This window comes from Martinezella rhizogenes, from assembly GCF_000799715.1.
Taxonomy (GTDB): Bacteria; Pseudomonadota; Alphaproteobacteria; order Rhizobiales; family Rhizobiaceae; genus Rhizobium; species Rhizobium rhizogenes_C.
In genome coordinates this window covers 362,015-385,490 of sequence record NZ_JUHG01000017.1, presented here as the reverse complement: position 1 = coordinate 385,490, position 23,476 = coordinate 362,015, and the positions used below count along the sequence as shown (strand labels likewise).

The following is a 23,476-nucleotide window of genomic DNA, read 5'->3' as shown; positions in this document are numbered from 1 at the left end:
TAATGTCTAGACGTTTTGCCGCCGCACTTCTCGTGCTCGCCGTCACCGCTGGTCCGCTGCTTGCGCAGGATAGCGAGAAGCGCGTTTTCACCGATGATTTCGGCCGCAAGGTCGAGGTGCCCGTGCATCCGCTGCGGATCGTCTCCATGCATGACCTCGACATCACCATCCCGCTGATAGAGCTTGGCATACGCCCGGTCGCGAGCCACGGCCGCACCGGCACCGATGGCAAGGCCTATCTGCGCTCCGGCCCGATCCTGACCGGCATCGATTTCGACAATTCGGGCATGCGCTATATCGGCGCCGTCACCGTCGATCTCGAAGCCGTGGTCGCGGCGAAACCCGATCTCATCATCACCGAACCCGGTCGCACGACGCCGGTCGAGCAGCTGGAGAAGATCGCGCCGACCATCGTCATCGACAACACCGTCGGCAGCGCGCCGCATATCTACGAGCGCCTCGCCGATCTCACCGGCACGCAGGATCGGCTCGCCATTCTCGACCGGCGTTACCGCGCGCAGATCGAGGAGTTGAAACAGGTGGTGGATCCGTCCAAGATCACCGTCTCGGTATTGCAGGCGCAGAACGGCAAGATCAGCATCTATCATACTTACCGCGCCCTCGGACGCGTGCTGCGCGATGCCGGTTTCCGGTTTCCCGATATCATCGAAAAGATCCCGGAAGGCGGGCGGATCGAGGTCAGCGCCGAGCGGCTGCAGGCACTCGATGCCGATTTCATTTTCGATACCTACCGGTCGGATACCGGCGGCACGCCCGCCGAGGAGATCGCCGCAATGAACAAGGTACTCCCAGACTATTGCCAGTTCCTCGCAGCCTGCCGCGAGGGGCGCTACATCCTGCTGCCGCGCGAGGAGGCGATCTCCAATTCCTATGCGGCGCTCAACCTGATGGTTTCGATGGTCCAATCGCATGTTGCGGGGCGTCCCGGCTTAAAGCAGCCGCAACAGTGATGCGCCCAAGACTTTCAAAATCGGTAAGAATAAGACAATGTGCCTTCCTTAATATGATTATCTAAGGAAGGTATCTTACCGGCCATGGACGCCGCCCCCAGAATCCAGAAGAAGACGCGCCGGATCGACCGCTTCGGCGAACGACTGAAGAACCGCCGCGCCTCCCTGTCGCCGAGCCTGCTCAGCGTCGCCGATTTTATCGACCAGCATCGCCACGCCATCCTCGGCAAATCCGCGCTCGAAATCGCCAACGAGACCGGCACCTCCGACGCGACGGTCATTCGCGCGATCCAGGCGCTGGGCTTCGAAGGGCTGCTCGACCTCAAGGACACGCTGGAGGCCCATATCGGCGAAACGGATTCACCTTCCGAAAAGATGGCGACGACAACGCGAGAGCTGAACAGCAACGTCGATTCCGCCATCGATTTCGTCATCAACGATCACCGCAATGCCATGGAAGCCCTTTCCGCACCATCTAATCGTCAAGGTATGGCGGATGCCATCGCGGTCATTCTTGGGGCGAAGCGCATCGGCATTTTCGGCATCGGCGCCTCCGGGGTGCTCGCGACCTATGCCGCCCGTCTCTTTTCCCGCAACGGCTATCCTTCCTATGCATTGAACCTCACTGGGATCGCGCTCGCCGAACAGCTTCTGACCATGGAAGAAGGCGATGCGCTGATCATGATGGCCTATGGCCGGGCGCACCGCGAAGGCATGACGACCATCACCGAGGCGCAGCGCCTCGGCATCCCGATCGTCATGCTGCTCGGACAGGAAGACACGGTGCTGCGAAAGCATGCTGATGCATCGATCATCATTCCCCGCGCCAAGGTCGAGCATGTCGCGCTCCACGGCCCGACCCTCGTCTGCCTTGAATCGATGATGCTCGCGCTCGCAACCGCCGCTCAGGAAACGACGCTGCAATCCCTCGACCGCCTGATTACCCTGCGTAGCTCCATCCGCCCTAGCAAACGTTGAGGAAACGGTCTTATCAATCTGAAAATAAGCGGGTAATTCATTCCAAGAATTCGAGAGAAATAGCATGCAATTCCTTGCCCGCCTTGGCCGGCCTCTCTAGTTTCCGCGCCAACGAAGGAGTTTAGAACCCATGAACTTTGCCAAGCGAACTTCGACGACGCTTTTTGCTGCCGCTCTTTCCATCGGCGCGCTTTTCAGCTCGATCGCCCATGCCGACGCCACACTTGACCGCATCAAGGGACGCGGCTCGCTGACGGTCGGCGTCATCCTGTCCGGCGCGCCATTCGGCTACATCGATCCGGCTGGCCAGGAGCAGAAGGGTTATAATATCGATATCGCCAAGGCGCTGGCCGACAAGCTCGGCGTCAAGCTGGAGACGGTGACGGTGACGCCGCCGAACCGGGTGCAGTTCCTGCAGCAGGGCAAGGTGGATATCCTGATCGCCAACATGCAGTACACCGAAGAGCGCGCCAAGATTCTCGACTACGTTCCCACCCCCTATGACCGCAGCGGCGGCGCTGCCGTTGGCCGCAAGGACAGTGGCCTCAAGGACTGGAGCGACCTGAAGGGCAAGGCGGTCTGCGTTTCCCAGGGTTCGAACTACACACAGCCGCTCATCGAGCAGTATGGCGCCGAAGTGAAGGCCCTCCCCAGCCAGCCGGAATCGCTGCTGGCACTGCAGGGCGGCAATTGCGTCGCCGCCGTGCATGTCGGCGCAACGGTCGGCCTTCTCCTCAAGGATCGCCCGGAGGAATGGAAGGACTACACCATCCTCTTCCCGACCGAGCTCATTCCGTCCGATTCGGTAATCTGGCTGCGCAAGGGCGAGACCGATACGAGCAATGCGCTCGACAAGGTCATCCGTGAGCTGCATGCCAACGGCAAGCTGCTCGAATACGCGAAGGCCAACCGGCTGCTCAATACCTCCTATCTCGAGGAAGAGCACAAGAAGCTCGAGAGCGAAGGCAAGTGACGCTTTAGGTCGCTTGAAGCAAGGCTGCTTATGGGGAATTCCCTTCTTCAGGCCTTCATAGACTGGACGGGCAAGATCGGGCTCAACTACGAGTTCCTCGCCAGCGGTTATGAGGCACAGATCTGGCGTGGTGGTTTTATCACCACGCTTTATCTCATTGTGCTTCTAATTCCGCTCAGCCTCGCTTTTGGTCTCCTCTTTGCGGCCATGCTGACATCCAGCCGCAAACTGGTATCCGTGCCTGTAAGAGCGTTTATCGAAATCACCCGCAACACGCCGACGCTGGTGCAGCTGATGTTCAGCTTCCTGGTGCTCAACACACTCGTCTCCAATCTCCTTGGCGGCGCGCAGAACAATCCGCTCTCGCCTTTCTTCTGGGTCGTCGCTGTCGTCGGCCTGCATGTGGCCGCTCTGCACGCCGATGCCATTCGCGGCGGCATCGAGGCAGTCCCTGAGCAGACGGTAGAGGCGGCCCGCGCCATCGGCTTCAGCAGGCTGGAGATCCTGCGGTTCGTGGAAGCGCCGTTGGCGATCCGTGCGTCTCTGCCGGCGCTGGTCAACAATCTGATCAATCTGGTGAAGCTCACGACTGTCGGCAATGCTATCGCGGTGAGCGAGATCACCTACGCCTCAATTATGGTCTGGACGCAGCGCGATAACGTCGTCGAGCTGATGATCGTCATCCTGCTGTTCTTCAGCGCCATCAACCTGGCGGTCGCCCGTATCGGTCATTGGGTCGAAAAGCGCCTGGCCGTGCCGGGATTCGGGGTGGGATTATGACCAACATCAAGATCCTCTCCGCGTCGGCGCACAGCCGGCTACCCTGGTTGTTCGGCGCGCTGATCGCTATTGCCGTCATCTGGCTGCTTGCCGATCTGTCACTGCTGTCGACGCTTATCGAGTGGCTGCCCTATCTCGGCAGCGGCTTTCTCATGAATATCCTGATCAGCCTGCTCGCCATGACGGGCGGCACGTTGGTGGGCGTGATCCTCGGCATCCTGGAACTCGCGCCCTTGAAGATCGTCCGCTATCCGGTCGTCTCCTATGTCCAGGTGTTCCGCAATGCGCCGCATCTCGTGCTGATCTTCGCCACGACCTACATCTTCCCCTTCGAGATCGTGGTGGCCGGCCACTACCTGCCCTTCCCCGACTGGCTGAAGGCGGTGATCGGGCTTGCCATCCCGGCCAGCGCCTATGTCGCCGAGATCACGCGCGGGGCTATTCAATCGATCGCCACCACGCAATGGGAAGCGGCCAAGGGGCTTGGTTTTTCCAGGCTGCAGGCGCTGCGCTGGATCATCCTGCCGCAATGCGCCCGCCGTTCGTTGCCGCCCTGGATGAACCTCTTCGCCTCCATCACCATGGGAACCGCGCTCGCCTCGCTCGTCGGCGTGCATGAGCTTCTGCACGCCGCCACGGATGCAAGCACCGCCGTTCGCCGTCTGGATTTCACCGTGCTTGCCTATATCGTGGTGATGACGGCGTTCTTCGTTCTTTGCTATCCTATTTCCAGCCTGACGCGCCGCCTTGAGCGCCGCCTGAAAGTATGAGGAGCTGGGCATGAGCCAAGCCGCGACCAATCCGATCGTCGAACTGGCGGACGTGCACCTGTCCTTCGGACCCACCGAGGTACTGAAGGGGATCGACCTCCAGGTTGCGCGGGGCGAGACCGTCTCGATCATCGGCCCATCCGGGTCCGGCAAGTCGACGATCCTGCGCTGCATCAACGCGCTGGTGACGCCGCAATCCGGCCGCATCACCGTCAATGGCGCGCGCGTCGACCAGATGACCAGCGAAGCGGACCGGATCAAGCTGCGGCAGAAGATCGGTATCGTTTTCCAGCAGTATAATCTGTTTCCACATCTGACAGTCATCGACAACATCACCCTCGCCCCGATCCGCATCCTCGGCGTCGATCGGTCTGAGGCCGAACGCCACGCGAAGGATCTTCTGGCGCGCGTGCGTCTGTCCGAGAAGGCGCAGATGTATCCGGGGCAGCTTTCCGGCGGTCAGCAGCAGCGCGTGGCGATTGCCCGCGCACTTGCCATGAGGCCGGATCTCGTCCTGTTTGACGAGGTAACCTCCGCGCTTGATCCGGAAACCGTCGGCGAAGTGCTTGCCGTTATCCGTGACCTCGTCAAGGAGGGCATGACCAGCATCCTCGTCACGCACGAAATGCGGTTTGCCGAGGAAATCAGCGACGTCGTCGTCTTCACCGAAAACGGCCTCATCGTTGACAAGGGATCGCCCGAGGACATTTTCCAGAAGTCGGCAAATCCGCGCATCCGCCGTTTCGTCAACGGACTGGCGGGCGCGCGTGGCGCTCTGGAAGACGGCGAAGGCATCTGAAAGGGATCGATTATGGACAAGGTCTTTCCGCTCACCACCGCCTTTGCCGAGGCCATCGTCTCGTCCGAGTCTCTAAAGGACAAAGCCGCCGTTGAGGCTGCCCGCACAGCAATCATCGACTGGCTCGCCTGCGCCTTTGGCGGCGCGCTCGATCGCACGACGCTGATCCTGCTCGACCAGATGTCGCCCGGCAACGGCAATGCTGTGATTATCGGGCAAGAGCGCCGGACGGATGTCCTGACGGCCGCGCTGATCAATGCCCACGCTGGACATGTGCTCGACTACGACGACGTGCATTCCAGCGTACGCGGCCATCCAACGACGGTGATCGTGCCGGCCCTTCTGGCGCTTGCTTCGGAAACTCGGCTTTCCGCCGAGCAATTGATTGCGGGCTATGTGGTCGGGCTCGAAGCCATGGCGCGCCTCGGGCTCTCGCTCGGCACCAAGCATTACGAGAACGGCTTCCATGCGACCGCGACGCTCGGCACGATCGGTGCTGCGGCGGCTGTCGCCCACGTGCTTGGCTATTCGGTCGAGGAGACCGCCGTGGCGCTAGGGCTCGCCGCCACCCACTCGAGCGGATTACGTCTGCAGTTCGGTTATGACGCAAAGCCTTATCACGCTGGCATGGCCGCACGCTCCGGCCTGTTGTCGGCCAGGCTCGCCAAGGCCGGTTTCGGCGGCGCCAGGGATTTCCTCGACAATCCCATCGGCTTCTTCTCCGCCTTCGCCTTTGGCGAAGAGCGCCCGCAGGCCACGGTGGAGAATTGGGGCTCCCCTTGGCAGATCGTCTCGCCCGGCCTGACGCTCAAGGCCTTTCCGTGCTGCACGGCAAGCCATCCCGTCGGTGTAATCGGCATTCAACTGCATCAGGAAGGCTTGCGCGCGGACGCGATCGGGTCGGCGACCATCACCTTCCCGCCGGGCGGTGATGCCGCGTTGGTGGTGACGAACCCAACCACCGGGATCGATGCCCGCTTCAGCGCCGAATATGTCTTTGCGACCGCGCTCATCGATGGAGCGCTCCGGATCGATCATTTCGGCGAAACGCCGGTGCGCGAGGACCTGATGGCGGTTGCCCGCCGGGTCCACCGCCGGCATGACCAGACCGCTCCCCGCCTGTCCAGCGATCCAAAGACGCGTTTCGTGATCGTCGATGTAACCCTCACCAATGGCGAACGACTGATCCGCGAGTTCAAGGGACTGCCGGGGGTCACCGATCCCACCGACAAATTCCGTGGCGCGACTGGCAACCATTCGGCTGTCTCAGCCGTTCCAGAGCTTGCAAGGACGATGCTGAGCGAGGATGATCTCTATCGGCTCCTCGACATGCTCGCCCGACGGCTCACCTGATCTTTTCCGTAATTCCAAGGCATGAAACCATGAGCAAGACCCGCAAGATCCATCTCGGCCTTTTCCTGCAGGGAGCCGGTCATCACGTCTCCGGCTGGCGCCATCCGGACGCCGAAGCCGGCAGCGAGAACTTCGACCTGCTGCGCCGCGTGGCGCAGATGGCGGAAGCGGCAAAGTTCGACATGCTCTTCCTGGCCGACGGCCTGACGAGCGCCATCGACGCGCACCCATCGATGATCGCCCGCTTCGAGCCGTTGACGCTGCTTGCCTCGCTCGCCATGGTCACCGACAAGATCGGCCTTGCCGCCACGGCGTCGACCACCTACGGCGAGCCCTATCATCTTGCCCGCGCCTTTGCCTCGATCGATCATCTGAGCCATGGACGCGCCGCCTGGAACATCGTCACGACCTCCTATGCGCGCACGGCCGCCAATTTCTCCAAGAGCCATCCGGAACACGACGAGCGCTATGCCGTGGCCGAGGAGTTCGTCGATGTGGTGCGCGGGCTCTGGGATAGCTGGGACGATGACGCCTTCCGCAAGGACAAGGAAAACGGCGTCTATGCCGATCCGTCCAAGGTGCGCGTGCTCGACCACAAGGGCAAGTACTACACCGTCAAGGGGCCGCTCAACATTCCGCGTTCGCCGCAGGGACATCCGATCCTGATCCAGGCCGGTTCCTCCGGACCGGGTCAGGATCTTGCCGCCCGCACCGCCGACATCGTCTTTACCGCGCAGCAGAGCCTCGATGAAGCCCAGGCCTTCTACAAGAGCCTCAAGGGCAAGGTTGCGGGCTTCGGACGCGATCCCGATAGCGTGGCGGTCATGCCGGGCTTCCTGCCGGTGATCGGCAGGACGACGGCCGAGGCCCGCGAAAAGCTCGATGTCCTGAACCACTGGACGGACATCAAGAGCGCCATGCCGCTTCTCGAGGAGCGGATCGGCCACAGCCTTGCCGACTACGATCTCGACGGCCCACTGCCGGACCTGCCGATTTCGGACCAGTTGCGCAGCCGCGCTGAGTTGCTGACAGAATTGGCACGACGGGAAAAACTGACGATCCGAGAACTGGCGCTGCGGGTCGCCGCCGGCCGTGGACATCATATCGTGCTTGGAACGCCGGTTGAGATTGCCGAGCGTATGCAGCAATGGTTCGAGAATGGCGCCGCCGACGGCTTCAACGTCATGCCGCCCTTCTTCCCCGGCGGCCTTGAGGATTTCACCCGCGAAGTCGTGCCGATCCTTCAGGAAAAAGGTCTTTTCCGCACGGAATATGAAGGCACAACGCTGCGCGACCACCTCGGCATTCCCCGGCCGCCCCTCGGCTGAGGGCGTTCCTCTCATAAGAGGCGCCCTCGACAACGCGTCAGGTTTGAAGGCCCGCCTTCCAAATTGGAAGGCGGGCCTTTTTACGAACGATCAGACCCGCGAGGTGCCTGTACCTCGCAGATCGCCAGAGGTTGATGCGCGGGCCACCATCCGCCCGACAAACAGAACCAGTACTGCTGCTGCCGTAAGGCAGGCCGCAAGGAAGAACATCGGCGCAATCGTGCTTCCGGTGACATCCTTGATCCACGGAACGACGTTCTGCGCGACGAAACCTCCAAGGTTGCCAATGGAGTTGATGGCCGCAAGACCAGCGGCGGCACCGGCTCCCTGCAGGAAGCGCGACGGCAGGCTCCAGAAAACCGGCTGCCCGGCAAAGATACCGGCAGCGGCAACGCAGAGGAACGCGAACTGAAGCGTATGGTTTGGAATGACCGCCGACAGCACCAGGCACACAGCCCCCGTCAACGCGGGAATGACGATATAGGGCGTCTTGGAAGCAGCCTTATCCGCCATGGACGGGACAACATAGAGGGCGATTGCGACGAGCACCCATGGAATGATGTTCAGGAAGCCATTCGTGGTGTTGCTGACCCCGAAGCCCTTGACGATGGTGGGGAGCCAATAGCTGAGGCCGTAGGCCGCCAGCGGAAAGCCGACATAGCAAAGCGCCATCAGCAGAACGCGCGGATTGATCAAGGCCCGGAAACCGTCGGATGCATTCTGCTCCATGCCCGCATTTTCAGTGGCAAGCCGTTCCTTGAGCCACTTCTTTTCCTCATCGCTGAGAAAGGTGGCCTTTCCCGGCAGGTCGGACAGATAAAAGAAGGTCACTATGCCGGCAATGATGGCGGGAAAGCCTGTGGCGATGAACACCCACTGCCATCCAGCATGACCATAGAGGCCATTCAAGTCCAACAGCGCGCCACCGATGGGTGCTCCGATTGCATTGGCCAATGCGCTGAAAATCATGAACAGCCCGACCATGGTGCCGCGATAGGCAGAGGGATACCAAAGGGTCAGAAGATAGAGAACGCCGGGAAAAAACCCCGCCTCGCAGGCGCCAAGCAGGAAGCGCAGGATATAGAACATGGTCGGGCTCTGGGTATAGGCCAGTGCGACCGTGACGATGCCCCACGACACCAGGATGCGGGCAAACCATTTGCTCGCGCCGAACTTGTCGAGGAGCAGGTTGCTCGGGACTTCAAACAGGAAATAGCCGATGAAAAACAGCGACGCACCCAGGCCGTAGGCATATTCGCTCATCCCCAGAGCATCAACCATTTGCAATTTCGCGTAGCTGACATTCTGGCGATCAATATAGGCGATAAGGTAGAGAATACCTAAAAAAGGCATGAGCCTCCAAGTGATCTTGGAGATAAGCCGTTTTTCATCAACCACGTCGTTTCCTCCTAAAAGTCGCGCTGGACCATATAGATAGCGCAACCCGGCGTTTATCAATCCAAAAGCGTTTAGAAAAACAAGCCGGTCCACGCAAGTCCTACATCGCCATCTGCTGACAAGAGAGAAAAAGGCGTTACAGGCGACGAAGCGCACCGTCGGCGACCACCAGCTGCGGTATTTTTCCGGCACAATGTTGCACAGGTTGAAATTACCGCGTGGGGTTGACCAGAGAAGATTCAGACTTAGCATTATGGTTGTGGCATTTCATTCAGCCGCGGCGCCCGGGCGCCGCGGGGCAAAAATAGCTCCGAATGCCTGCAGGATGCTCGTATGTTTCAAACATGTGATTATCCTTCGGCTAATTGAGTGAAGCCTGTCACAGTTTGGCCGGATTCGCTCATAAACGCTCGGAAGATTGTTTGGCGTTTTACCGATCCTCGCGGGGCTTACAAAATCGAGTAAGACGCAAACGACAAGAACAATATCGGGGAGTTGGCGCCATCAGGGAGAGTGTCCGACAAAGGCTGAGAGCCGGGGGTGTCTATGTCGAATACACGCGACCGCCAATTGGACGGGCTGAGAACTTTTGCCGTCACAATGGTGCTCTACGCACATTTCGTCGCGGCCGACGGAAATTTTTGGGGGCATCTCGGTGTCCGTCTCTTCTTTGTAATCAGTGGATTCCTGATCACACGACTGTTGTTGGACGCGCGCTCCGCCGTTCAATATGAGCCGGCCACCGCGCTGAAATCATTCTATATCCGCCGCGCATTGCGTATATTTCCACCCTATTTCGCGATGCTGGGCTTCATTTGGTTCGTCAACCTCGAGGGCGCCCGCGGCAGCCTGAGATGGCACGCATTTTATCTGTCGAACTACTGGTATGCCATTCGCGATCAGTGGACGCCCTGGGTTCTGTGCCACACCTGGAGCCTCAGTATCGAGGAACAATTCTATATTGTCTGGCCGCTGGTGATACTGCTGGCACCGCGTCACCGGATCGAGCGTATCTGCGTTGCCGTCATTGCATGCTCGATCGCCTACCGCCTCTGTTGGCCGCTGACGGGAACGCCCTCGCTCATGCGCGATCTGCTTCCCTCAGCGTCGATGGACGCACTGGCAGCCGGCGCGCTGCTCGCGGCCTATCGCGGCAGGACCGAGGCCTGGCCGCAATGGATGCGGGTCAGCTGGATGCCGCTGACAGTCGTGGCCGTCATCGCGCTTTGGCTGAGATCAGAGCCCATGACACCGCTGCTCGACTGGGCAGTCTGGATCGGCAGCGAGGTTTTTCCGCTCGTGCCGATGGTCATGCTGGTCGGATACTGTTCGTCGGGCCTTGGAGGCCCCCTCGGCCGGTTGCTCGAACTGCCACCCATAATGGCCGTCGGACGCATCAGTTACGGCATCTACCTTTTCCATCCGATCGTCCTGTCCTTGATCGTCAAGGCTCAGCCCTGGATCCCGATGAATGTCTCGGAACAGGGGCCTGCCCGCTTCGTCATCGGCAGCACGGCCACCTTGATACTCGCCTCGGTTTCCTGGGCATTTCTTGAAAAGCCGCTCAACAGTCTCAAGCGCTATTTCCCTTACGTGGTCTCGAAAGACCAAATCCTTGCTCCGTCATCCGCAACTGTGGGTGGCCCAGATCTCCAATCTCCAATAAGCATGCGAGCCGAATAATGTCCGTTCCACTGGTCTCCGTCGTACTGCCCGTCTACAACGGCGAACTTTATCTTGCCGCGGCGATCGAAAGCATCCTGCGCCAGGATCACGAGCGCCTCGACGTCATCGCGATTGACGACGGCTCCACCGATCACTCGCTGGATATCCTGCAACGCTACCAAAAGGCCGATGATCGCGTCCGCATCGTCTCGCGGGAGAACCGTGGTCTTATCGCAACCCTGAACGAAGGCATGACCCTGGCAAAAGGCGACTTTGTCGCCAGGATGGATGCCGACGACATTTCCTATTCGACACGCCTCTCGCGACAGGTTTCCTTGTTCACGCAGCGGCCCGAGCTTGCGATCAGTGGCACGGGCATCGACCGGCTCATCGGCAATCGTGTCGTGCGCGGCACGCAAAACCCGATCCATCTTTCAGCGAACTGGCATGTACTGTCGATGTTCTACACCGTCTTCATGCACTCAACCGTGATGTACAATCGCAATGTCATCCCGCAAGGCATGCTGATGTATGACGCAAGCTATGTGCATGCGGAAGACTTCGATCTGTTCCGGCGGATTACGCGAGAGTTTCCGGCCGCCATGATCGAGGAGAGCCTGGTCGCATACCGCATTCACGACGAGAGCGTTACGAACAAGCACAAGCGGCAAATGCGCCTTACCCATCTGAAGATTGCCGCCGAGAACCTTCTGCGAGAATCGCTGATCGACGATCCGGACGCTCTTTATGACATCGGTGTGGTGGTGACACCGGACACGGTTCGCCGCGTCGCCGACTGTCTTGTCTCCATGGAGGAAAAAATTGAGGCTCGCACCGACGCAGCGGCATCAAGCTATGAAGACGGCGCCTTGTGCTTCTTCTACTTCCTCTACCAGCTCATCGCTGACGAGAAGCAACCACGACTGACGCACGCATTCCTGACACGCACCGGAAAATGGCATCTTATCCGGCGCCGGGAACGATACGGCCTTCGCGCCGGTGCCTATGCGCCATGGTGCGGCCGCGTCTGGAGCGAGGCAAGCACGCAACTGGACGCGCTGGCACGGTATAGGCAGTCAGTGCCTATCAAAGCAGTGCCACCGCTTCAGGGTCTCGCATAGCATGACCGGGGGACGCCCCGACATCGTGCGAGAGCACGCACAGGAGGCCGCCAAGGCGCCGTCCCCTTCCGGAGGGCACGATCCCGTGGCGAGCTTTATCGTCTGCACCCGCAACCGCGCCGAAGCGCTCGAAGCCTGCATCCAGTCGATCGAGGTCGCCTGTCGCTCGCATGCCGCGATGGCGAGCGAGCTCGTGGTGGTCGACAACGGCTCGACCGACGATACCGCCGAGCGTCTGGCCCATATCGCCGCGACGTCGAGCATGGCGATCATACCGGTGACGGAGCCGCGCCGTGGTCTAGCGGCCGCCCGCAATACGGGGATGGAGCGCTCGCGCGGCCAGATCCTGATTTTCATCGACGATGACTGCGAGATCGACGACCGCTATCTGCAAGACCTGGAGCGGTATTATCTGACCGGCGAGCAATACGTCATTCGGGGCGGCCGCGTCGAACTCGGCAGCGCGCGTGATCTGCCCTTCACGATCAAGCGATCGCCGGAACGCGCATTTTTCAGCCCTGACATTCATCCCGGCGGCTTCATACTGGGTTGCAACATGACCATGCATCGCGAGGTCGCCATGCGCGTCGGCCGCTTCGATGAGCGGTTCGGCGCCGGCGCTGCCCTGCAGTCCGCCGAGGATACCGATTATCTGGTCCGCGCCTTCCAACTCGGCATCCCGATCGAATATGTGCCCGACATGACCGTTTTCCATTATCATGGGCGAGATACACGCGAGGCGATCGAGCGGCTTCACCGAAGCTACAGCCTTGGAAACGGAGGGCTTTGCTTGAAACACATGTTCAAGGCGCCGTGGTTGTTTCGTCACTTTTGCTGGACACTTCGGTCGGCCTGGCGAGAGCTGTTCGGTGGATCTCGCTTCGACCCCGAAGTCTCTCTATCGCACTGGCCGATCGTATTCATGAATTTGCTGGGAGCCGCTGAATTCATGCGCCTCACGATCACTGGCCAGCCGCGACAACCGGACCTAAACCAGATCAAACAAGCGGCTCGTTCGCTGAGGTGATATTCGCCATGCTGAAATTCTTCCTGCCGGGCCTGCAGCTACTGCGCCACGCATTGGGCCGGCAGATGCGTCTGCTTCCGGTCGTGGTCATTTTAGGGCTAGGCAGCGCGGTATTGGAGGGCGCAGGCATCGGTCTGATTATTCCCATGCTCGGCATCATCGGCGGCCAGAAGGATCCGTCCGGAATGGGCGGTCTCTCCGCCGCCTTCCAGCAAGTGGGGTCCAGCCTGGATGATCGGCAAAGATTACTGGTCATCGCGGCCGCCGTGCTTGCATTGATCACCCTGAAGAATGTGCTGGCCTTCGCCAATACCGTGCTGACCAACTTCATCTACGGCAAAGCCGGCCACGCGATCCGAAGCGCGCTCGCCGATCAGCTTTTGAAGATCGGATATCCGTTCTTCCTGCAGGAAAGCCCGGGGCGGCTGCTGAACATCATTTCCAACGAATCATGGCGGGCGTCGGATGCGATACAGACGGCGCTTGCGGCCATCGTGAACGCATCGGCCACCATTATTCTTTTGGCCTTCCTGCTGCTTCTGTCATGGCAGATGACGCTCTGTGTCGCCGTTGGCCTCATCCTTGTCCAGATCGCCCATGCGGTCCTGTCGGCCGGGCTCAAACTGCCCAGCCGCGATGTCACCTCCTTCAACAGCGAACTTGCCACCAGAATGCTTCATCTCGTTCATGCCGGACGACTCATCCGCGTGTTCGGGCAGGAAAAGCGCGAGAAAGCCATATTCGACGGGGCGTCGAATGCCGTGCGAAAGGCGGGCTTCGTCCTCCAGACCCGACAGGGCGCGCTGCCGCCGCTGACAGAAGTGCTGCATTCGGCGCTCTTCCTGGCGGTGGTCGTCAGCGCATGGCTTTGGGGCATAAGCTTTCCGATCATCGTCGCTTTCGTGGTCCTGCTCTACCGGCTACAGCCGCATGTGCGCGCCTTGCAGCAAGCATGGAGCCAGGTACAAGGCTGGAGCGGTTCCCTGGAAGAGGTCAGATGGCTGCTGGACTCCTCCGACAAGCCGAAACCGCCGACGGGACATGAACCCGCGCACGGACTCCGCCAGCAGATCAAATTCGACGGGGTGACCTTCAAATATCCGGGCTCCAGCTCCCGGCCCCTGGTACTGCGCTCCGCCAGCTTCGATATCCGCCAGGGTTGCTCGACGGCAATCATCGGCAGATCGGGCGCCGGAAAGACGACGATCGTCAATCTACTCTGCCGGTTTGTCGAGCCCGACGACGGCGACATTCTCATTGACGGATTGCCGCTAAGCCGGATCGACCCGGCCCAGTGGCGAGGCAGGATTGCGCTTGCCAGCCAGGACCTGGAGCTTGTGGATGGCACGATCCTGGAAAATATAACCTATGGACAAAATGCTTCGCTCGCCGAGGCGGAGCGCGCAGCAAGGCTCGCCGAGGCGCACGAATTTATCGAAAAGCTGCCCGACGGCTACGAAACGATCGTCGGCTACAGGGGAGCGAGCCTGTCGGCGGGCCAGCGACAACGAATAGCCTTGGCAAGAGCGCTTGCGCGGGATCCCGATATCCTGATCCTGGACGAAGCCACCAACGCCGTGGACGGATTGTCGGAGGCGGCCATCGTTGAGACCCTGAAGTCGAGAGCCGGTCGCCGCACGACCGTCGTCATCAGCCATCATCGCAGTACCATTTCATTCTGTGACGAAATCGTCATCCTCGGCGGCGGCGGCGTCCGCAACCAGACCCCGTTTGCCGCCGTCGCCTCGTTGAGCATGGATCAGCTTTACGAGCATGAGGCGCTGGAGAAGCATTAGGATCCGAGGAAGAAAATGATATCAAATGCGATGCCATGCGCGAATAGGTTCATCGGCATGCTGGTCGTTATTCCCTCCCCCAGGCCGAAAGCATGGGCACAGAGGCAATCAGATCGCGCGTATAGAGATGTTGCGGCTGATCGAAAAGTTGCTCCACCGGCCCAGTTTCGACAACCACGCCGTCCTTCATGACGGCGATGCGATGGCTCATATGCTGCACCACGCCAAGATCGTGCGAAATGAAGACCATCGACAAGCCTAGCCGTCCCTGAAGGTCGACCAGCAGATCCAGCACCTGCGCCTGCGTCGTGACATCCAGCGCGGACACCGGCTCGTCGCAGATCAACAGTTTCGGTTCAGCGGCAAGCGCCTGGGCGATGGACACACGCTGCCGCTGGCCGCCGGATAAGGTGTTCGGCCGGCGCGAAAGAAGCTCCGACGACAGGCCAACCAATTCGATCAGTTCCGCTATTCTCCGCCGCCGCGCCGCCCGGTCGAGATCGCCTCGCAGCCGCAGAGGCTGGTCGATGATGCGCTCCACGGTGAAGCGGGGATCGAAAGAGCCAAGAGGATCCTGACTAATGGTCTGGATGCGGCTGCGCAGGGGCCGCCGCTCGGCTTCGGCAAGCCTGCTCCATGGTTTGCCTTCGAAGAGCACGTCGCCGTTGGCCGCTTGTCGCAGCCCCAACGCGACTTTGCCGAGCGTCGTCTTGCCGGAGCCGGACTCGCCGACGATGCCGAGCGTTTCACCCCGGCCAACGTCGAGCGAAACCTGCTTGACCGCTTCAAGCCGGCTGCCGTCAGGTCGCCTGAAGCTCACCGAGACATTGCGGATCTCCAAGAGCAGCGCCTCAGCCTCCATAACCTTCCGTGGGATCGGCGCGCCATCGGTTGCGCTCAGCCAGCGGCCACGGGTCGCGGCCGTTGGCACGGCGGCGAGCAGGCGGCGCGTATAGTCATGCAGCGGCTTGGACAGCACCTGTCGTGCCGGACCGGCTTCCACCAATTGGCCATCCTGCATCACGACCACGCGGTCGGCGAGTTGTGCGGCAACCGCGAGATCATGCGTAATGATAAGAACCGCATGACCGGCGCGCGCCAGCGCCTTGAAAACCGCAAGGACCTGCCGCTGCACCGTCACATCGAGCGCCGTGGTCGGCTCGTCGGCGATCAGCAGGCGCGGCTGCGCGGCCAGCGCCGAGGCGATCAGCGCTCTTTGTCGCAGCCCGCCGGAAAGCTCATGCGGATACTGGGCGGCGCGAATTTTGGGATCGGGGATGCCGGCGCGGCCGAGCAGTTCCTCGACACGCTCCGCCACTTGCGATCGAGGCAGCAAACGATGCGCCAGGATCGGTTCGCCAACCTCACGACCGACCGTACGCAAGGGGTCAAGGGAGACCAAGGCGTCCTGCAGGACAAAGCCAATCTCCCGCCCGCGAAGCTGGCGCCAGGATCGCTCCGATAGACCCAGAAGATCCAGCGCTTGTCCATCATGGCCGACAAGCGTCATCGCCTCCGCCCGAACGGCGGCCCGGGAACCGGCAAGCCCGACGAGCGCGCGCGCCGTCACCGATTTCCCCGAGCCAGACTCGCCGACGAGTGCCAGGATTTCTCCGGCCGCGATCTGAAAGGAAACGTCCCTCACCGCCTGAAACCTGCCACGTGGCGTCGGAAAGGTTACGCTGAGCCTTTTCACCTCCAAAAGTGTGGTGGTCGAAGGAACAACAGTGAAATGGCTCCGCAGGATGGCGTTATCCAGGTTCAACGGGCTTCCCCCTTGGACAAGAGGTTCTGCAACCGGCGGCCGAGAAGGGTGATCGAGATTACGGAGATGGCTACCACCGTCGCCGGCAACAGGCTGGTCCAGGGGGCGATGTCGAGGAAATTACGGCCATTTGCCAGCAGCGCGCCCCATTCCGGCGCCGGCGGCACGACGCCGAGGCCGAGAAAGCTCAGAGCCGATGCGGAGAGGACGGAACTCCCGACCCCGATCGTCGCCAGGATCAGCAGCGGGCGGATGGTATTCGGGATGATATGCCGGGTGACGATCGTCCAGGGATGTTCGCCGAGCGTAACGGCATGCTCGACATAGCCCGAAAGCTTCACTTGCATCACCTGCGAGCGGACCAGTCGCGCATAGGAGGCGACACTGGAAAAACCGACGGCAAGCAGCGTGTTCAAAGGCCCGCGCCCAAGCACGGCGATCACCAGCAGCGCCAACAGTATTTCGGGAAAGGCGAGCAGAATATCGATCAGGCGCACCAGAATGCGGCTGACCGCCCTCGGCGCAAGCGCTGCTGCCGTGCCAAGTAGAATACCGCCGAGGGTGGCGATCATGGTGGCGCCGATGCCGATGGCCAGGGACAGCGATGTTCCGTGCACGACGCGGGAGAAGAGGTCGCGCCCGAGCTCGTCGGTGCCGAACCAATGCCGCAAATCCGGCGGCATCAATATCGCATCCGTATCCACAGCTTCGGGGTCGAAAGCAGTGAACCATTGCGGCTCCCAGATGGCAACGGCAAGAACCACCACGATGGCAAACGGAACAAGCAGGCCGGGAGCCAGCCAGGGATTAGCGCCGGCGCCGCCATCTTGACGCCGGCGTAGCGCCGCATCGAATAGTTCAGCACTGCTCATTGTGCCACTCTCCGTAAGCGAGGATCGATCAGCAGGTAAAGAGCATCAACCAGCAGGTTGATGATGACGAAGACGCAGGCCGACAGCATCACCAGCCCCAGCACCAGCGGCATGTCACGGGTCTTGATCGCCTGGAGCGTGATCTGGCCGATGCCGGATCGGCCGAAGACCGTTTCGGTGAGGATGGAGCCGCCGAGCGTGCTGGCAAACAAGGTGCCGGTCAAGGTGGAAGCGGCGAGTGCTGCATGGCGCAGACCGTGGCGAAACCGCAGGAGGGTTTCGCCGACACCGCGAGCACGCACCGTCAACGCGAAGGGCTGCGACAGAGCCTCTTCCAGACCGTCCCGCAAGACTTGGCTCAGGAGCGCAGTCAAGGGCAGGCTGAGCGCAATCGCCGGCAGCACGAGAGAGGCAAACCCGTCATTGCCGGTCACCGGGAACCATTGCAGTTGAAAACTGAACAGCGACAGAAGCACGATGCCGATCCAGTAGACCGGTGTGCTCAGCAGGATCAGCTCGAGACCGGAAAGCGTCACCGCCAGCCCTCGTCGGCGGCCCGCCGTCGCCAGGGCAACGGTTATCGCCAGGCTGAGCGCGACGACGATGGCGCTGCCCGCCAGTTGCAGCGTCGGGCCAGCCGCCTCCGCTATGACGTCGATGACGGGCTGCCGGTACTGATAGCTCTCACCGAAATTGCCGAGCAGCGCATTGCCGATATAGCGCGCATATTGCAGCACCAGCGGCTGATCCAGCCCATATTGATGGACCAGAGCCGCCCGCTCGGCCTCATCGACGATATTCTCGCCGCCGGAGAGGATCGAGACCGGGTCGCCCGGAATGAGCTTGACAGCGATGAAGGCGATCGTCGCCGCGCCCCACAACACGGCGACGATCACACCCAGCCGCCTTGCGACGGCATGGATCAGGTTACGGGTTGAGCCAGGCATCATAAAAATTCGGTTTGGCGTTGGTGGCCCAGCTAATGCCGAGAAGCTTCTTGGAGGCGCCAAGCTGGTAGGCGGCGACATAGCGCGGCACCGCATAGGCTTGGTCGATGATCTCCGTCTGGATCTCGGCATAGAGCCGCTTGCGCTCCGCGTCGCTTGCGCCGATCGCCTTGCTCAACTTTTCGTCGAGACTGTTGATGCGAGCATAATTCGCACCATTGGGCGGCGCATAGGCCGAATGAAATACCGTGCGCAGAATGTCCGGTTCGGCACGCACGTAGTAGAGCGAGACAAGGTCGTAATCATTGGCATTCGTGCGAGCCGTATAGCCACCGGCGTCGACGGGATCGAGCTGAAGATCGAAGCCTGCCTGACGCACCTGATACTGCGCCGCCTGGGCAAGGGTGATATCAGAATCGCCGACCTGGGCGCTGTCGTAGACGTAATGAAGCGTCAGGCGCTGGCCGTCCTTCTTGCGAATTCCGTCCGCATCCTTTTCCTTCCAGCCGGCTTCATCGAGCAGGCGGTTCGCCTTGGCAAGATCGAAGCCCCATTTGCCGCCAAGGCGTGGTTCGTAATAAAGCGTCGAAGGCCCGAGGATACTATCAGCAGGCTTCAACGTGCCGAAGTAAGCCGCCTTCACGGCCGATGCGACATTCACCGCGCTCTGGAAAGCCTGGCGAACCTTGACGTCCTGGAAGGGACCTTTCGAGATGTTCAGGAGAAAGGCACTGGTTACGCCCGGATTCTCCTTCGTCACGACCTGCAATTTGCCATTGCTCTGTACGGAGCGGAAATTGGCGGGCGGGACTGCGTCGATAGCATCGACTTGCCCGCTTGCCAGAGCGCCGAGACGAACCGATGCCTCCGGCAGGTATTTGAAATCAATCTCGTTGAAATGAGCCGGCCCCTTATGAGTGGCATAGCCGGGTCCCCAATTGTAGTCGGCGCGGCGGGTCAGCTTGCTGCCATTGCCCTTCACGAAACTATCGAGGACGTAGGCCCCGGAGCCGACAACAGTATTGGTGGTGCTCGCCGCCTTCTGTAGATAGGCCGGGGACTGGATCCCGAGATAAGGCAGGCTAAGTCCCTGCAATAGCGGCGCGAAAGACTGACGATAGCTTACGACGACGGTCTGTGCGTTCGGCGCCTCGATCTTGTCGATCGGGCCGAGCAACGACTTCGCATAGCTCGAGGTCGTCTTCGGATCCAGGATGCGATCGAAATTATACTTCACCGCCGCCGCATCGAGCGGTGTGCCATCGCTGAAGGTCACGCCTGGCCGCAGATGAAATGTATAGACCGTGTTGTCGCCATTGATCTCCCAGCGCTCGGCCAGCCAGGGCGTGAAGCTGTTGTCCTCGGCCTGGCCGACGAGCGAGTCGACGATATTGCGGGTGATGACCGCGGTAATCGAGCTGCCGGTGATCGACGGATCGATAATCGCGGTGTCCGTCCCCAAGCCAACCTTGAGGATACCGCCATCGACCGGCTTGGCGCCTTCGGACGCCGCCCAGGCATGGGGGCTGGCCAGAGAAAGGAAGGACAAAGCGACGACCGCGCGGACGCTGCTTCTTAACGAAACTCCAAAGACTGCACGCCTCATATTCTAAGCCCCGATACTGGAAACGATCAAAAATGACCGGCCCTGCCTGCGTGCAAACTTGCGACGCATCGGCAATCCCGTGCTTAGAATATTGTCTATAAAATTAATGGACTAAAGGTATTCTGGTTCTTTTGACGCGATGTTCGAAAAATACCGTTTCAATCTTACACCGGTCATCTATCCGCCGAAGGCCATCTGGCCTCCGATCGCGCAATTATTTGATCCGCCAGATGGAAGATCCATCCAGCATCAGGTGTTAGGCGACGCGCTCGAAACGCGTACGGATATGTTCGATGTAATGCTGGCCGGGCGAAGCCGCCTTGACCATGGCGATAGCGGCCTTTTCCGGAACGCCGGCAAACAGGCGCTCCTCGCCGTTCTTGAAGCGAATATAAAGACGTCCGTCCTCGGGGTGGAAAGCGACGGATTTAATAATTTTCGATGAAACTGGAAACTCTTTCATAGCGCCCTCTTCTTTAAAACGGTTATGCCATGAAAACCCCAACACCGAGTGAAGTGACCTAGTTAAGGAAGAGTAGTCTGCAACCATCCGTTTTTATCGAATGGCGGAAGCGATCTCCGGCACTGTTTTATCGCCCTCCCCCAAGGCCCGTTGCATCAGCACCGTATCGACCCACTGGCCGAGCTTGAAGCCAGCGGATTTGAACGTCCCGATGGGCTGGAACCCCATGCGGCGATGCAACGCGATGGAGCCCGCATTGCCGCTATTGCCAATGACAGCCAGCATCTGCCGCCATGGCCCCTTTTCGCAGCGGGCGATGAGCTCCTGAAGAAGCGCGCTGCCGACACCTAGGCCGCCGAGACCATCCGCGACATAGACCGAATCCTCGATCGAGAAACGATAAGCCGGGCGAGGCCGATAGGCGGTCGCATAGCTGTAGCCGACAATCCCGCCATTCAATTCGGCAACGAGATAGGGCAGCCCCATGGCGAGTACGGATGCCCGTCGCGAACGAAGCTCGTCAACTGACGGCGGCACCTCCTCGAACGTCGCCAGTCCATAGAGAACATGATGCGTATAGATGTTGCGTATGGCCTCCATATCCCCATCGCCGGCATCGCGAATGACGGGCTGAGCCCGCTGAATGGATATGTCTCGGTCTTCCAGGGTCTGCTCGCTTTTCATTGCTCAATCTCGTCTCAACAAGCCGTTGTCCTTAACGACGCCGCATCATGGAGAACGGCAGGTCATGAATGAAGCTTTTGGCGATTATACCAAGCATAAGGAAAACTTTGCCTACCGACCGACCCGGTATTGCTCTGGGGTCTTGCCGGACAGGCGTTTGAACATGGCGATGAAGGCCGAAGGTGTGCTGTAGCCGAGATCGAAGGCGATTGCCTGCAGGGTACGGCCCTTGTCGAGCCATTCGACGGCGCGCAGGAAGCGCATCCGCTGACGCCATTCCCCGAGCGGAATCCCGAGTTCGCGCTGGCAGCGCCGCTCCAGCGTGCGGACCGTCATATGGAACCGCGCCGCCCAGGATGCGAGCGGCAGGTCGCTTGCCGGGTCGGCCTGAAGCGCATCCAGGATCGACTGGATTTCGACTGATGCGGCATGAGGCAGATAGGCGTCGTGCGGCGGCGCGATCTCGATCTGGTCGAGCAGGACCTCGGCTAGCCGCCGGTCGCGACCGATTTCCGGCACATGGATGTCACGTTCGGCAAAATCGACAAGGATCGCCCGCAAGATCGGGCTCAGTTCCAGCGCGCAGGGCCGATCGGAAAACCGCCCGGAGCAATGGGCTGAAATATAGACCGAGCGATAGGCCGTCGCCGTCTCGTTATAGGCGCTGTGTTTCCAGCGCGGCGGGATCCAGACGGCATAGTGTGGCGGCGACAGAAAGCGCTTGCCTTCCACATCAATGTTCATCGAGCCGTAGGAAACGAAGCTCAACTGACCGAAGACATGCGCGTGCGGCGCCATGTAGGTATCAGGGCCGAAATCCTCGGCCCGGAAGTAAACGTCCGAAGGCAGATCCTCCAAAGGTGGCGGCACGGCGATGGTGGGCATCTGTCAGTCTCGCATTATCCTTTGTCGCAATTAAAGCATATACCGAGAAGACGACGCGATCTACGCTGGCCTTGAACCAAATGGACAAGGCGGATGAGCTACATCCTTCTCCTCATCACGGCATTGATCTGGGGTGGCAACGCCATTGTCACCAAGGCCTCGGCCGGTGTTATCTCGGCGGCGGAAATTGCCTTCTACCGGTGGGTCCTGGCAATCCTGATCCTGACGCCGTTCGTCGCCCGGCAGGTCTGGATGAACCGCTCAGTAATCGCCACTCATGGCTGGCGCCTCCTAATCCTGGGCTTCCTCGGTGGTGCAGGGCTGCCCTATCTCTCCTACATCGCGGCTCGCTACACCTCGGCCATGCATCTCGGCATTATCCAGTCGCTGATGCCTCTGCTGTCTCTCGTTCTGGCGATCATCCTGCTCGGCCACCGGATGACCTATGGCGCAATCGCGGGTGGGATCGTTTCGCTCCTGGGCGTTGCGGTCGTCGCCTCGCATGGGCAACTTACGACCCTGTTCACGCAAGGCCCCAATGTCGGCGACGCTATCATGCTGGTGGCAACCGTCTGCTATGCCCTCTACACCGTTCTTCTCAAGCGCTGGCCGAACGGCCTGCCCTTGCTGCAATCGCTCTATCTTCAGGCATGCGCCGCCGCCATTTCGCTGCTGCCGATCTATCTCCTATCCCCCGGGCTGGGCATCAGTGCAGCCAGCCTGCCGCTGATCGCCTATGCCGGCGCCGCCGCCTCCGTTGCGGCACCCTTGCTCTGGATGCGTGGGATCAATCATATCGGCCCAGCGCGCGCATCGCTGTTCTTCAACTTCGTGCCGGTCATCACCGCCATCCTGGCGATCCCGCTGCTATCCGAGCAACTCACAGCCAGCCTCATCCTCGGCGGAGCCTTGACCATGAGCGGCATCATTCTCGCGGAGCTTTGGCGTCGACCGCTGGCGAGCTGGAATCGGGGAGAACGCCGGCACCGCCTTGAGGGCCAGACCGAAGGAAACCCTCGCAGCGGCAACTGAGACTCAGGCAGACTTGAATCTTTACAAGCCGCATTGTCACAAAACTGTCGTATATTCTCATTTCTCAGCATAAATAGATGGTTCGGATGATTCAGTCGTCGTTGTCTCTTTCTGAAGAGAACGAAGAAATGACGAAGGGACCAATCGTTCTTGCCGCGGGGAATTCGTTGCAAACAGCGGTTTTCGAATGGAATGTCCGGATGGGGATCGAGGAGGATCCCCGCTGGAAATAGGGCCGGGCGCGGTCTGCGCCCGTTGGGACA

At 60.5% G+C, this 23,476-nt stretch carries 21 protein-coding genes; 13 read left to right on the top strand and 8 right to left on the bottom strand.

Annotation, left to right across the window (positions count from 1 at the left end):
* The first annotated feature begins 2 nt into the window (after positions 1-2).
* The 8 genes from EX00_RS26135 (at position 3) to EX00_RS26100 (ending at position 7,952) form a co-directional block, all read left to right on the top strand.
* Positions 3-971: an ABC transporter substrate-binding protein gene (locus EX00_RS26135; protein ID WP_047464443.1), complete on the top strand. Its 969-nt coding sequence runs from the start codon at positions 3-5 to the stop codon at positions 969-971.
* A gap of 84 nt (positions 972-1,055) precedes the next feature.
* Positions 1,056-1,949, top strand: a complete 894-nt coding sequence (locus EX00_RS26130; protein ID WP_047464441.1) for a MurR/RpiR family transcriptional regulator — start codon at positions 1,056-1,058, stop codon at positions 1,947-1,949.
* 130 nt (positions 1,950-2,079) lie between these two features.
* Positions 2,080-2,922, top strand: coding sequence for a transporter substrate-binding domain-containing protein (locus EX00_RS26125; protein WP_047464438.1), 843 nt, complete (start codon positions 2,080-2,082; stop codon positions 2,920-2,922).
* A gap of 30 nt (positions 2,923-2,952) precedes the next feature.
* The gene (locus EX00_RS26120) at positions 2,953-3,702 is read left to right on the top strand and encodes an amino acid ABC transporter permease (RefSeq protein ID WP_047464436.1); all 750 of its coding nucleotides are present in this window, start codon (positions 2,953-2,955) and stop codon (positions 3,700-3,702) included.
* Positions 3,699-4,472, top strand: coding sequence for an amino acid ABC transporter permease (locus EX00_RS26115; RefSeq protein WP_047464433.1), 774 nt, complete (start codon positions 3,699-3,701; stop codon positions 4,470-4,472). Before EX00_RS26120 ends, EX00_RS26115 begins: the two co-directional genes overlap by 4 nt.
* 10 nt (positions 4,473-4,482) lie before the next feature.
* Positions 4,483-5,271 carry an amino acid ABC transporter ATP-binding protein gene (locus tag EX00_RS26110; RefSeq protein ID WP_047464429.1) on the top strand — a complete coding sequence of 263 codons (789 nt, stop codon included), beginning with the start codon at positions 4,483-4,485 and terminating at the stop codon, positions 5,269-5,271.
* A 12-nt stretch (positions 5,272-5,283) separates the two neighbouring features.
* The gene (locus EX00_RS26105; protein ID WP_047464426.1) at positions 5,284-6,624 is read left to right on the top strand and encodes an MmgE/PrpD family protein; all 1,341 of its coding nucleotides are present in this window, start codon (positions 5,284-5,286) and stop codon (positions 6,622-6,624) included.
* Between the two features lie 29 nt (positions 6,625-6,653).
* Positions 6,654-7,952, top strand: a complete 1,299-nt coding sequence (locus tag EX00_RS26100; protein WP_047464423.1) for an LLM class flavin-dependent oxidoreductase — start codon at positions 6,654-6,656, stop codon at positions 7,950-7,952.
* Between the two features lie 90 nt (positions 7,953-8,042).
* On the opposite strand, the gene EX00_RS26095 is transcribed toward EX00_RS26100, so the two are convergent.
* The gene (locus EX00_RS26095; protein WP_047464420.1) at positions 8,043-9,350 is read right to left on the bottom strand and encodes an MFS transporter; all 1,308 of its coding nucleotides are present in this window, start codon (positions 9,348-9,350) and stop codon (positions 8,043-8,045) included.
* Between the two features lie 546 nt (positions 9,351-9,896).
* Here EX00_RS26095 and EX00_RS26090 point away from each other — a divergent pair.
* Genes EX00_RS26090 through EX00_RS26075 form a run of 4 tightly spaced genes read left to right on the top strand, consistent with a single transcriptional unit; the run spans position 9,897 to position 14,959 of the window.
* Entirely contained in the window at positions 9,897-11,033 is a 1,137-nt protein-coding gene (locus tag EX00_RS26090) for an acyltransferase family protein (protein WP_047464418.1), read from the top strand.
* On the top strand, positions 11,033-12,136 hold the full coding sequence (locus EX00_RS26085) for a glycosyltransferase family 2 protein (protein ID WP_047464416.1): 1,104 nt from the start codon (positions 11,033-11,035) through the stop codon (positions 12,134-12,136). Before EX00_RS26090 ends, EX00_RS26085 begins: the two co-directional genes overlap by 1 nt.
* A gap of 1 nt (position 12,137) precedes the next feature.
* Positions 12,138-13,163 carry a glycosyltransferase family 2 protein gene (locus tag EX00_RS26080; RefSeq protein WP_080761332.1) on the top strand — a complete coding sequence of 342 codons (1,026 nt, stop codon included), beginning with the start codon at positions 12,138-12,140 and terminating at the stop codon, positions 13,161-13,163.
* Positions 13,164-13,171: 8 nt separating this feature from the next.
* Complete coding sequence (locus tag EX00_RS26075) at positions 13,172-14,959, top strand: ABC transporter ATP-binding protein (protein ID WP_047464409.1); 1,788 nt, start codon at positions 13,172-13,174, stop codon at positions 14,957-14,959.
* Positions 14,960-15,026: 67 nt separating this feature from the next.
* Here EX00_RS26075 and EX00_RS26070 read toward each other — a convergent pair whose 3' ends face one another.
* From EX00_RS26070 to EX00_RS26040, 7 genes are all read right to left on the bottom strand, one after another.
* On the bottom strand, positions 15,027-16,724 hold the full coding sequence (locus tag EX00_RS26070) for a dipeptide ABC transporter ATP-binding protein (protein WP_047464406.1): 1,698 nt from the start codon (positions 16,722-16,724) through the stop codon (positions 15,027-15,029).
* Positions 16,721-17,596 carry an ABC transporter permease gene (locus EX00_RS26065; RefSeq protein ID WP_047464404.1) on the bottom strand — a complete coding sequence of 292 codons (876 nt, stop codon included), beginning with the start codon at positions 17,594-17,596 and terminating at the stop codon, positions 16,721-16,723. The genes EX00_RS26070 and EX00_RS26065 overlap by 4 nt, the downstream gene beginning before the upstream one ends.
* Positions 17,593-18,543 carry an ABC transporter permease gene (locus EX00_RS26060; RefSeq protein WP_234709111.1) on the bottom strand — a complete coding sequence of 317 codons (951 nt, stop codon included), beginning with the start codon at positions 18,541-18,543 and terminating at the stop codon, positions 17,593-17,595. The genes EX00_RS26065 and EX00_RS26060 overlap by 4 nt, the downstream gene beginning before the upstream one ends.
* On the bottom strand, positions 18,524-20,149 hold the full coding sequence (locus EX00_RS26055; protein ID WP_047464398.1) for an ABC transporter substrate-binding protein: 1,626 nt from the start codon (positions 20,147-20,149) through the stop codon (positions 18,524-18,526). The genes EX00_RS26060 and EX00_RS26055 overlap by 20 nt, the downstream gene beginning before the upstream one ends.
* Before the next feature lie 256 nt (positions 20,150-20,405).
* Entirely contained in the window at positions 20,406-20,612 is a 207-nt protein-coding gene (locus tag EX00_RS26050) for a KTSC domain-containing protein (RefSeq protein WP_015917704.1), read from the bottom strand.
* Positions 20,613-20,705: 93 nt separating this feature from the next.
* Positions 20,706-21,296 carry a GNAT family N-acetyltransferase gene (locus EX00_RS26045; RefSeq protein ID WP_047464393.1) on the bottom strand — a complete coding sequence of 197 codons (591 nt, stop codon included), beginning with the start codon at positions 21,294-21,296 and terminating at the stop codon, positions 20,706-20,708.
* Between the two features lie 111 nt (positions 21,297-21,407).
* Positions 21,408-22,181: an AraC family transcriptional regulator gene (locus tag EX00_RS26040; RefSeq protein WP_047464391.1), complete on the bottom strand. Its 774-nt coding sequence runs from the start codon at positions 22,179-22,181 to the stop codon at positions 21,408-21,410.
* Positions 22,182-22,274: 93 nt separating this feature from the next.
* Between EX00_RS26040 and EX00_RS26035 the strand changes: the two genes are divergently transcribed.
* Positions 22,275-23,213, top strand: coding sequence for a DMT family transporter (locus tag EX00_RS26035; protein ID WP_047464389.1), 939 nt, complete (start codon positions 22,275-22,277; stop codon positions 23,211-23,213).
* Positions 23,214-23,476 lie beyond the last annotated feature (263 nt).

Coding starts and splice junctions, on each gene's coding strand:
- EX00_RS26055 (WP_047464398.1), bottom strand. CDS start 20,149: ATGAGGCGTGCAGTCTTTGGAGTTTCGTTAAGAAGCAGCGTCCGCGCG.
- EX00_RS26080 (WP_080761332.1), top strand. CDS start 12,138: ATGACCGGGGGACGCCCCGACATCGTGCGAGAGCACGCACAGGAGGCC.
- EX00_RS26115 (WP_047464433.1), top strand. CDS start 3,699: ATGACCAACATCAAGATCCTCTCCGCGTCGGCGCACAGCCGGCTACCC.
- EX00_RS26045 (WP_047464393.1), bottom strand. CDS start 21,296: ATGAAAAGCGAGCAGACCCTGGAAGACCGAGACATATCCATTCAGCGG.
- EX00_RS26110 (WP_047464429.1), top strand. CDS start 4,483: ATGAGCCAAGCCGCGACCAATCCGATCGTCGAACTGGCGGACGTGCAC.
- EX00_RS26135 (WP_047464443.1), top strand. CDS start 3: ATGTCTAGACGTTTTGCCGCCGCACTTCTCGTGCTCGCCGTCACCGCT.
- EX00_RS26100 (WP_047464423.1), top strand. CDS start 6,654: ATGAGCAAGACCCGCAAGATCCATCTCGGCCTTTTCCTGCAGGGAGCC.
- EX00_RS26035 (WP_047464389.1), top strand. CDS start 22,275: ATGAGCTACATCCTTCTCCTCATCACGGCATTGATCTGGGGTGGCAAC.
- EX00_RS26075 (WP_047464409.1), top strand. CDS start 13,172: ATGCTGAAATTCTTCCTGCCGGGCCTGCAGCTACTGCGCCACGCATTG.
- EX00_RS26130 (WP_047464441.1), top strand. CDS start 1,056: ATGGACGCCGCCCCCAGAATCCAGAAGAAGACGCGCCGGATCGACCGC.
- EX00_RS26040 (WP_047464391.1), bottom strand. CDS start 22,181: ATGCCCACCATCGCCGTGCCGCCACCTTTGGAGGATCTGCCTTCGGAC.
- EX00_RS26090 (WP_047464418.1), top strand. CDS start 9,897: ATGTCGAATACACGCGACCGCCAATTGGACGGGCTGAGAACTTTTGCC.
- EX00_RS26060 (WP_234709111.1), bottom strand. CDS start 18,543: ATGCCTGGCTCAACCCGTAACCTGATCCATGCCGTCGCAAGGCGGCTG.
- EX00_RS26120 (WP_047464436.1), top strand. CDS start 2,953: ATGGGGAATTCCCTTCTTCAGGCCTTCATAGACTGGACGGGCAAGATC.
- EX00_RS26065 (WP_047464404.1), bottom strand. CDS start 17,596: ATGAGCAGTGCTGAACTATTCGATGCGGCGCTACGCCGGCGTCAAGAT.
- EX00_RS26105 (WP_047464426.1), top strand. CDS start 5,284: ATGGACAAGGTCTTTCCGCTCACCACCGCCTTTGCCGAGGCCATCGTC.
- EX00_RS26125 (WP_047464438.1), top strand. CDS start 2,080: ATGAACTTTGCCAAGCGAACTTCGACGACGCTTTTTGCTGCCGCTCTT.
- EX00_RS26050 (WP_015917704.1), bottom strand. CDS start 20,612: ATGAAAGAGTTTCCAGTTTCATCGAAAATTATTAAATCCGTCGCTTTC.
- EX00_RS26085 (WP_047464416.1), top strand. CDS start 11,033: ATGTCCGTTCCACTGGTCTCCGTCGTACTGCCCGTCTACAACGGCGAA.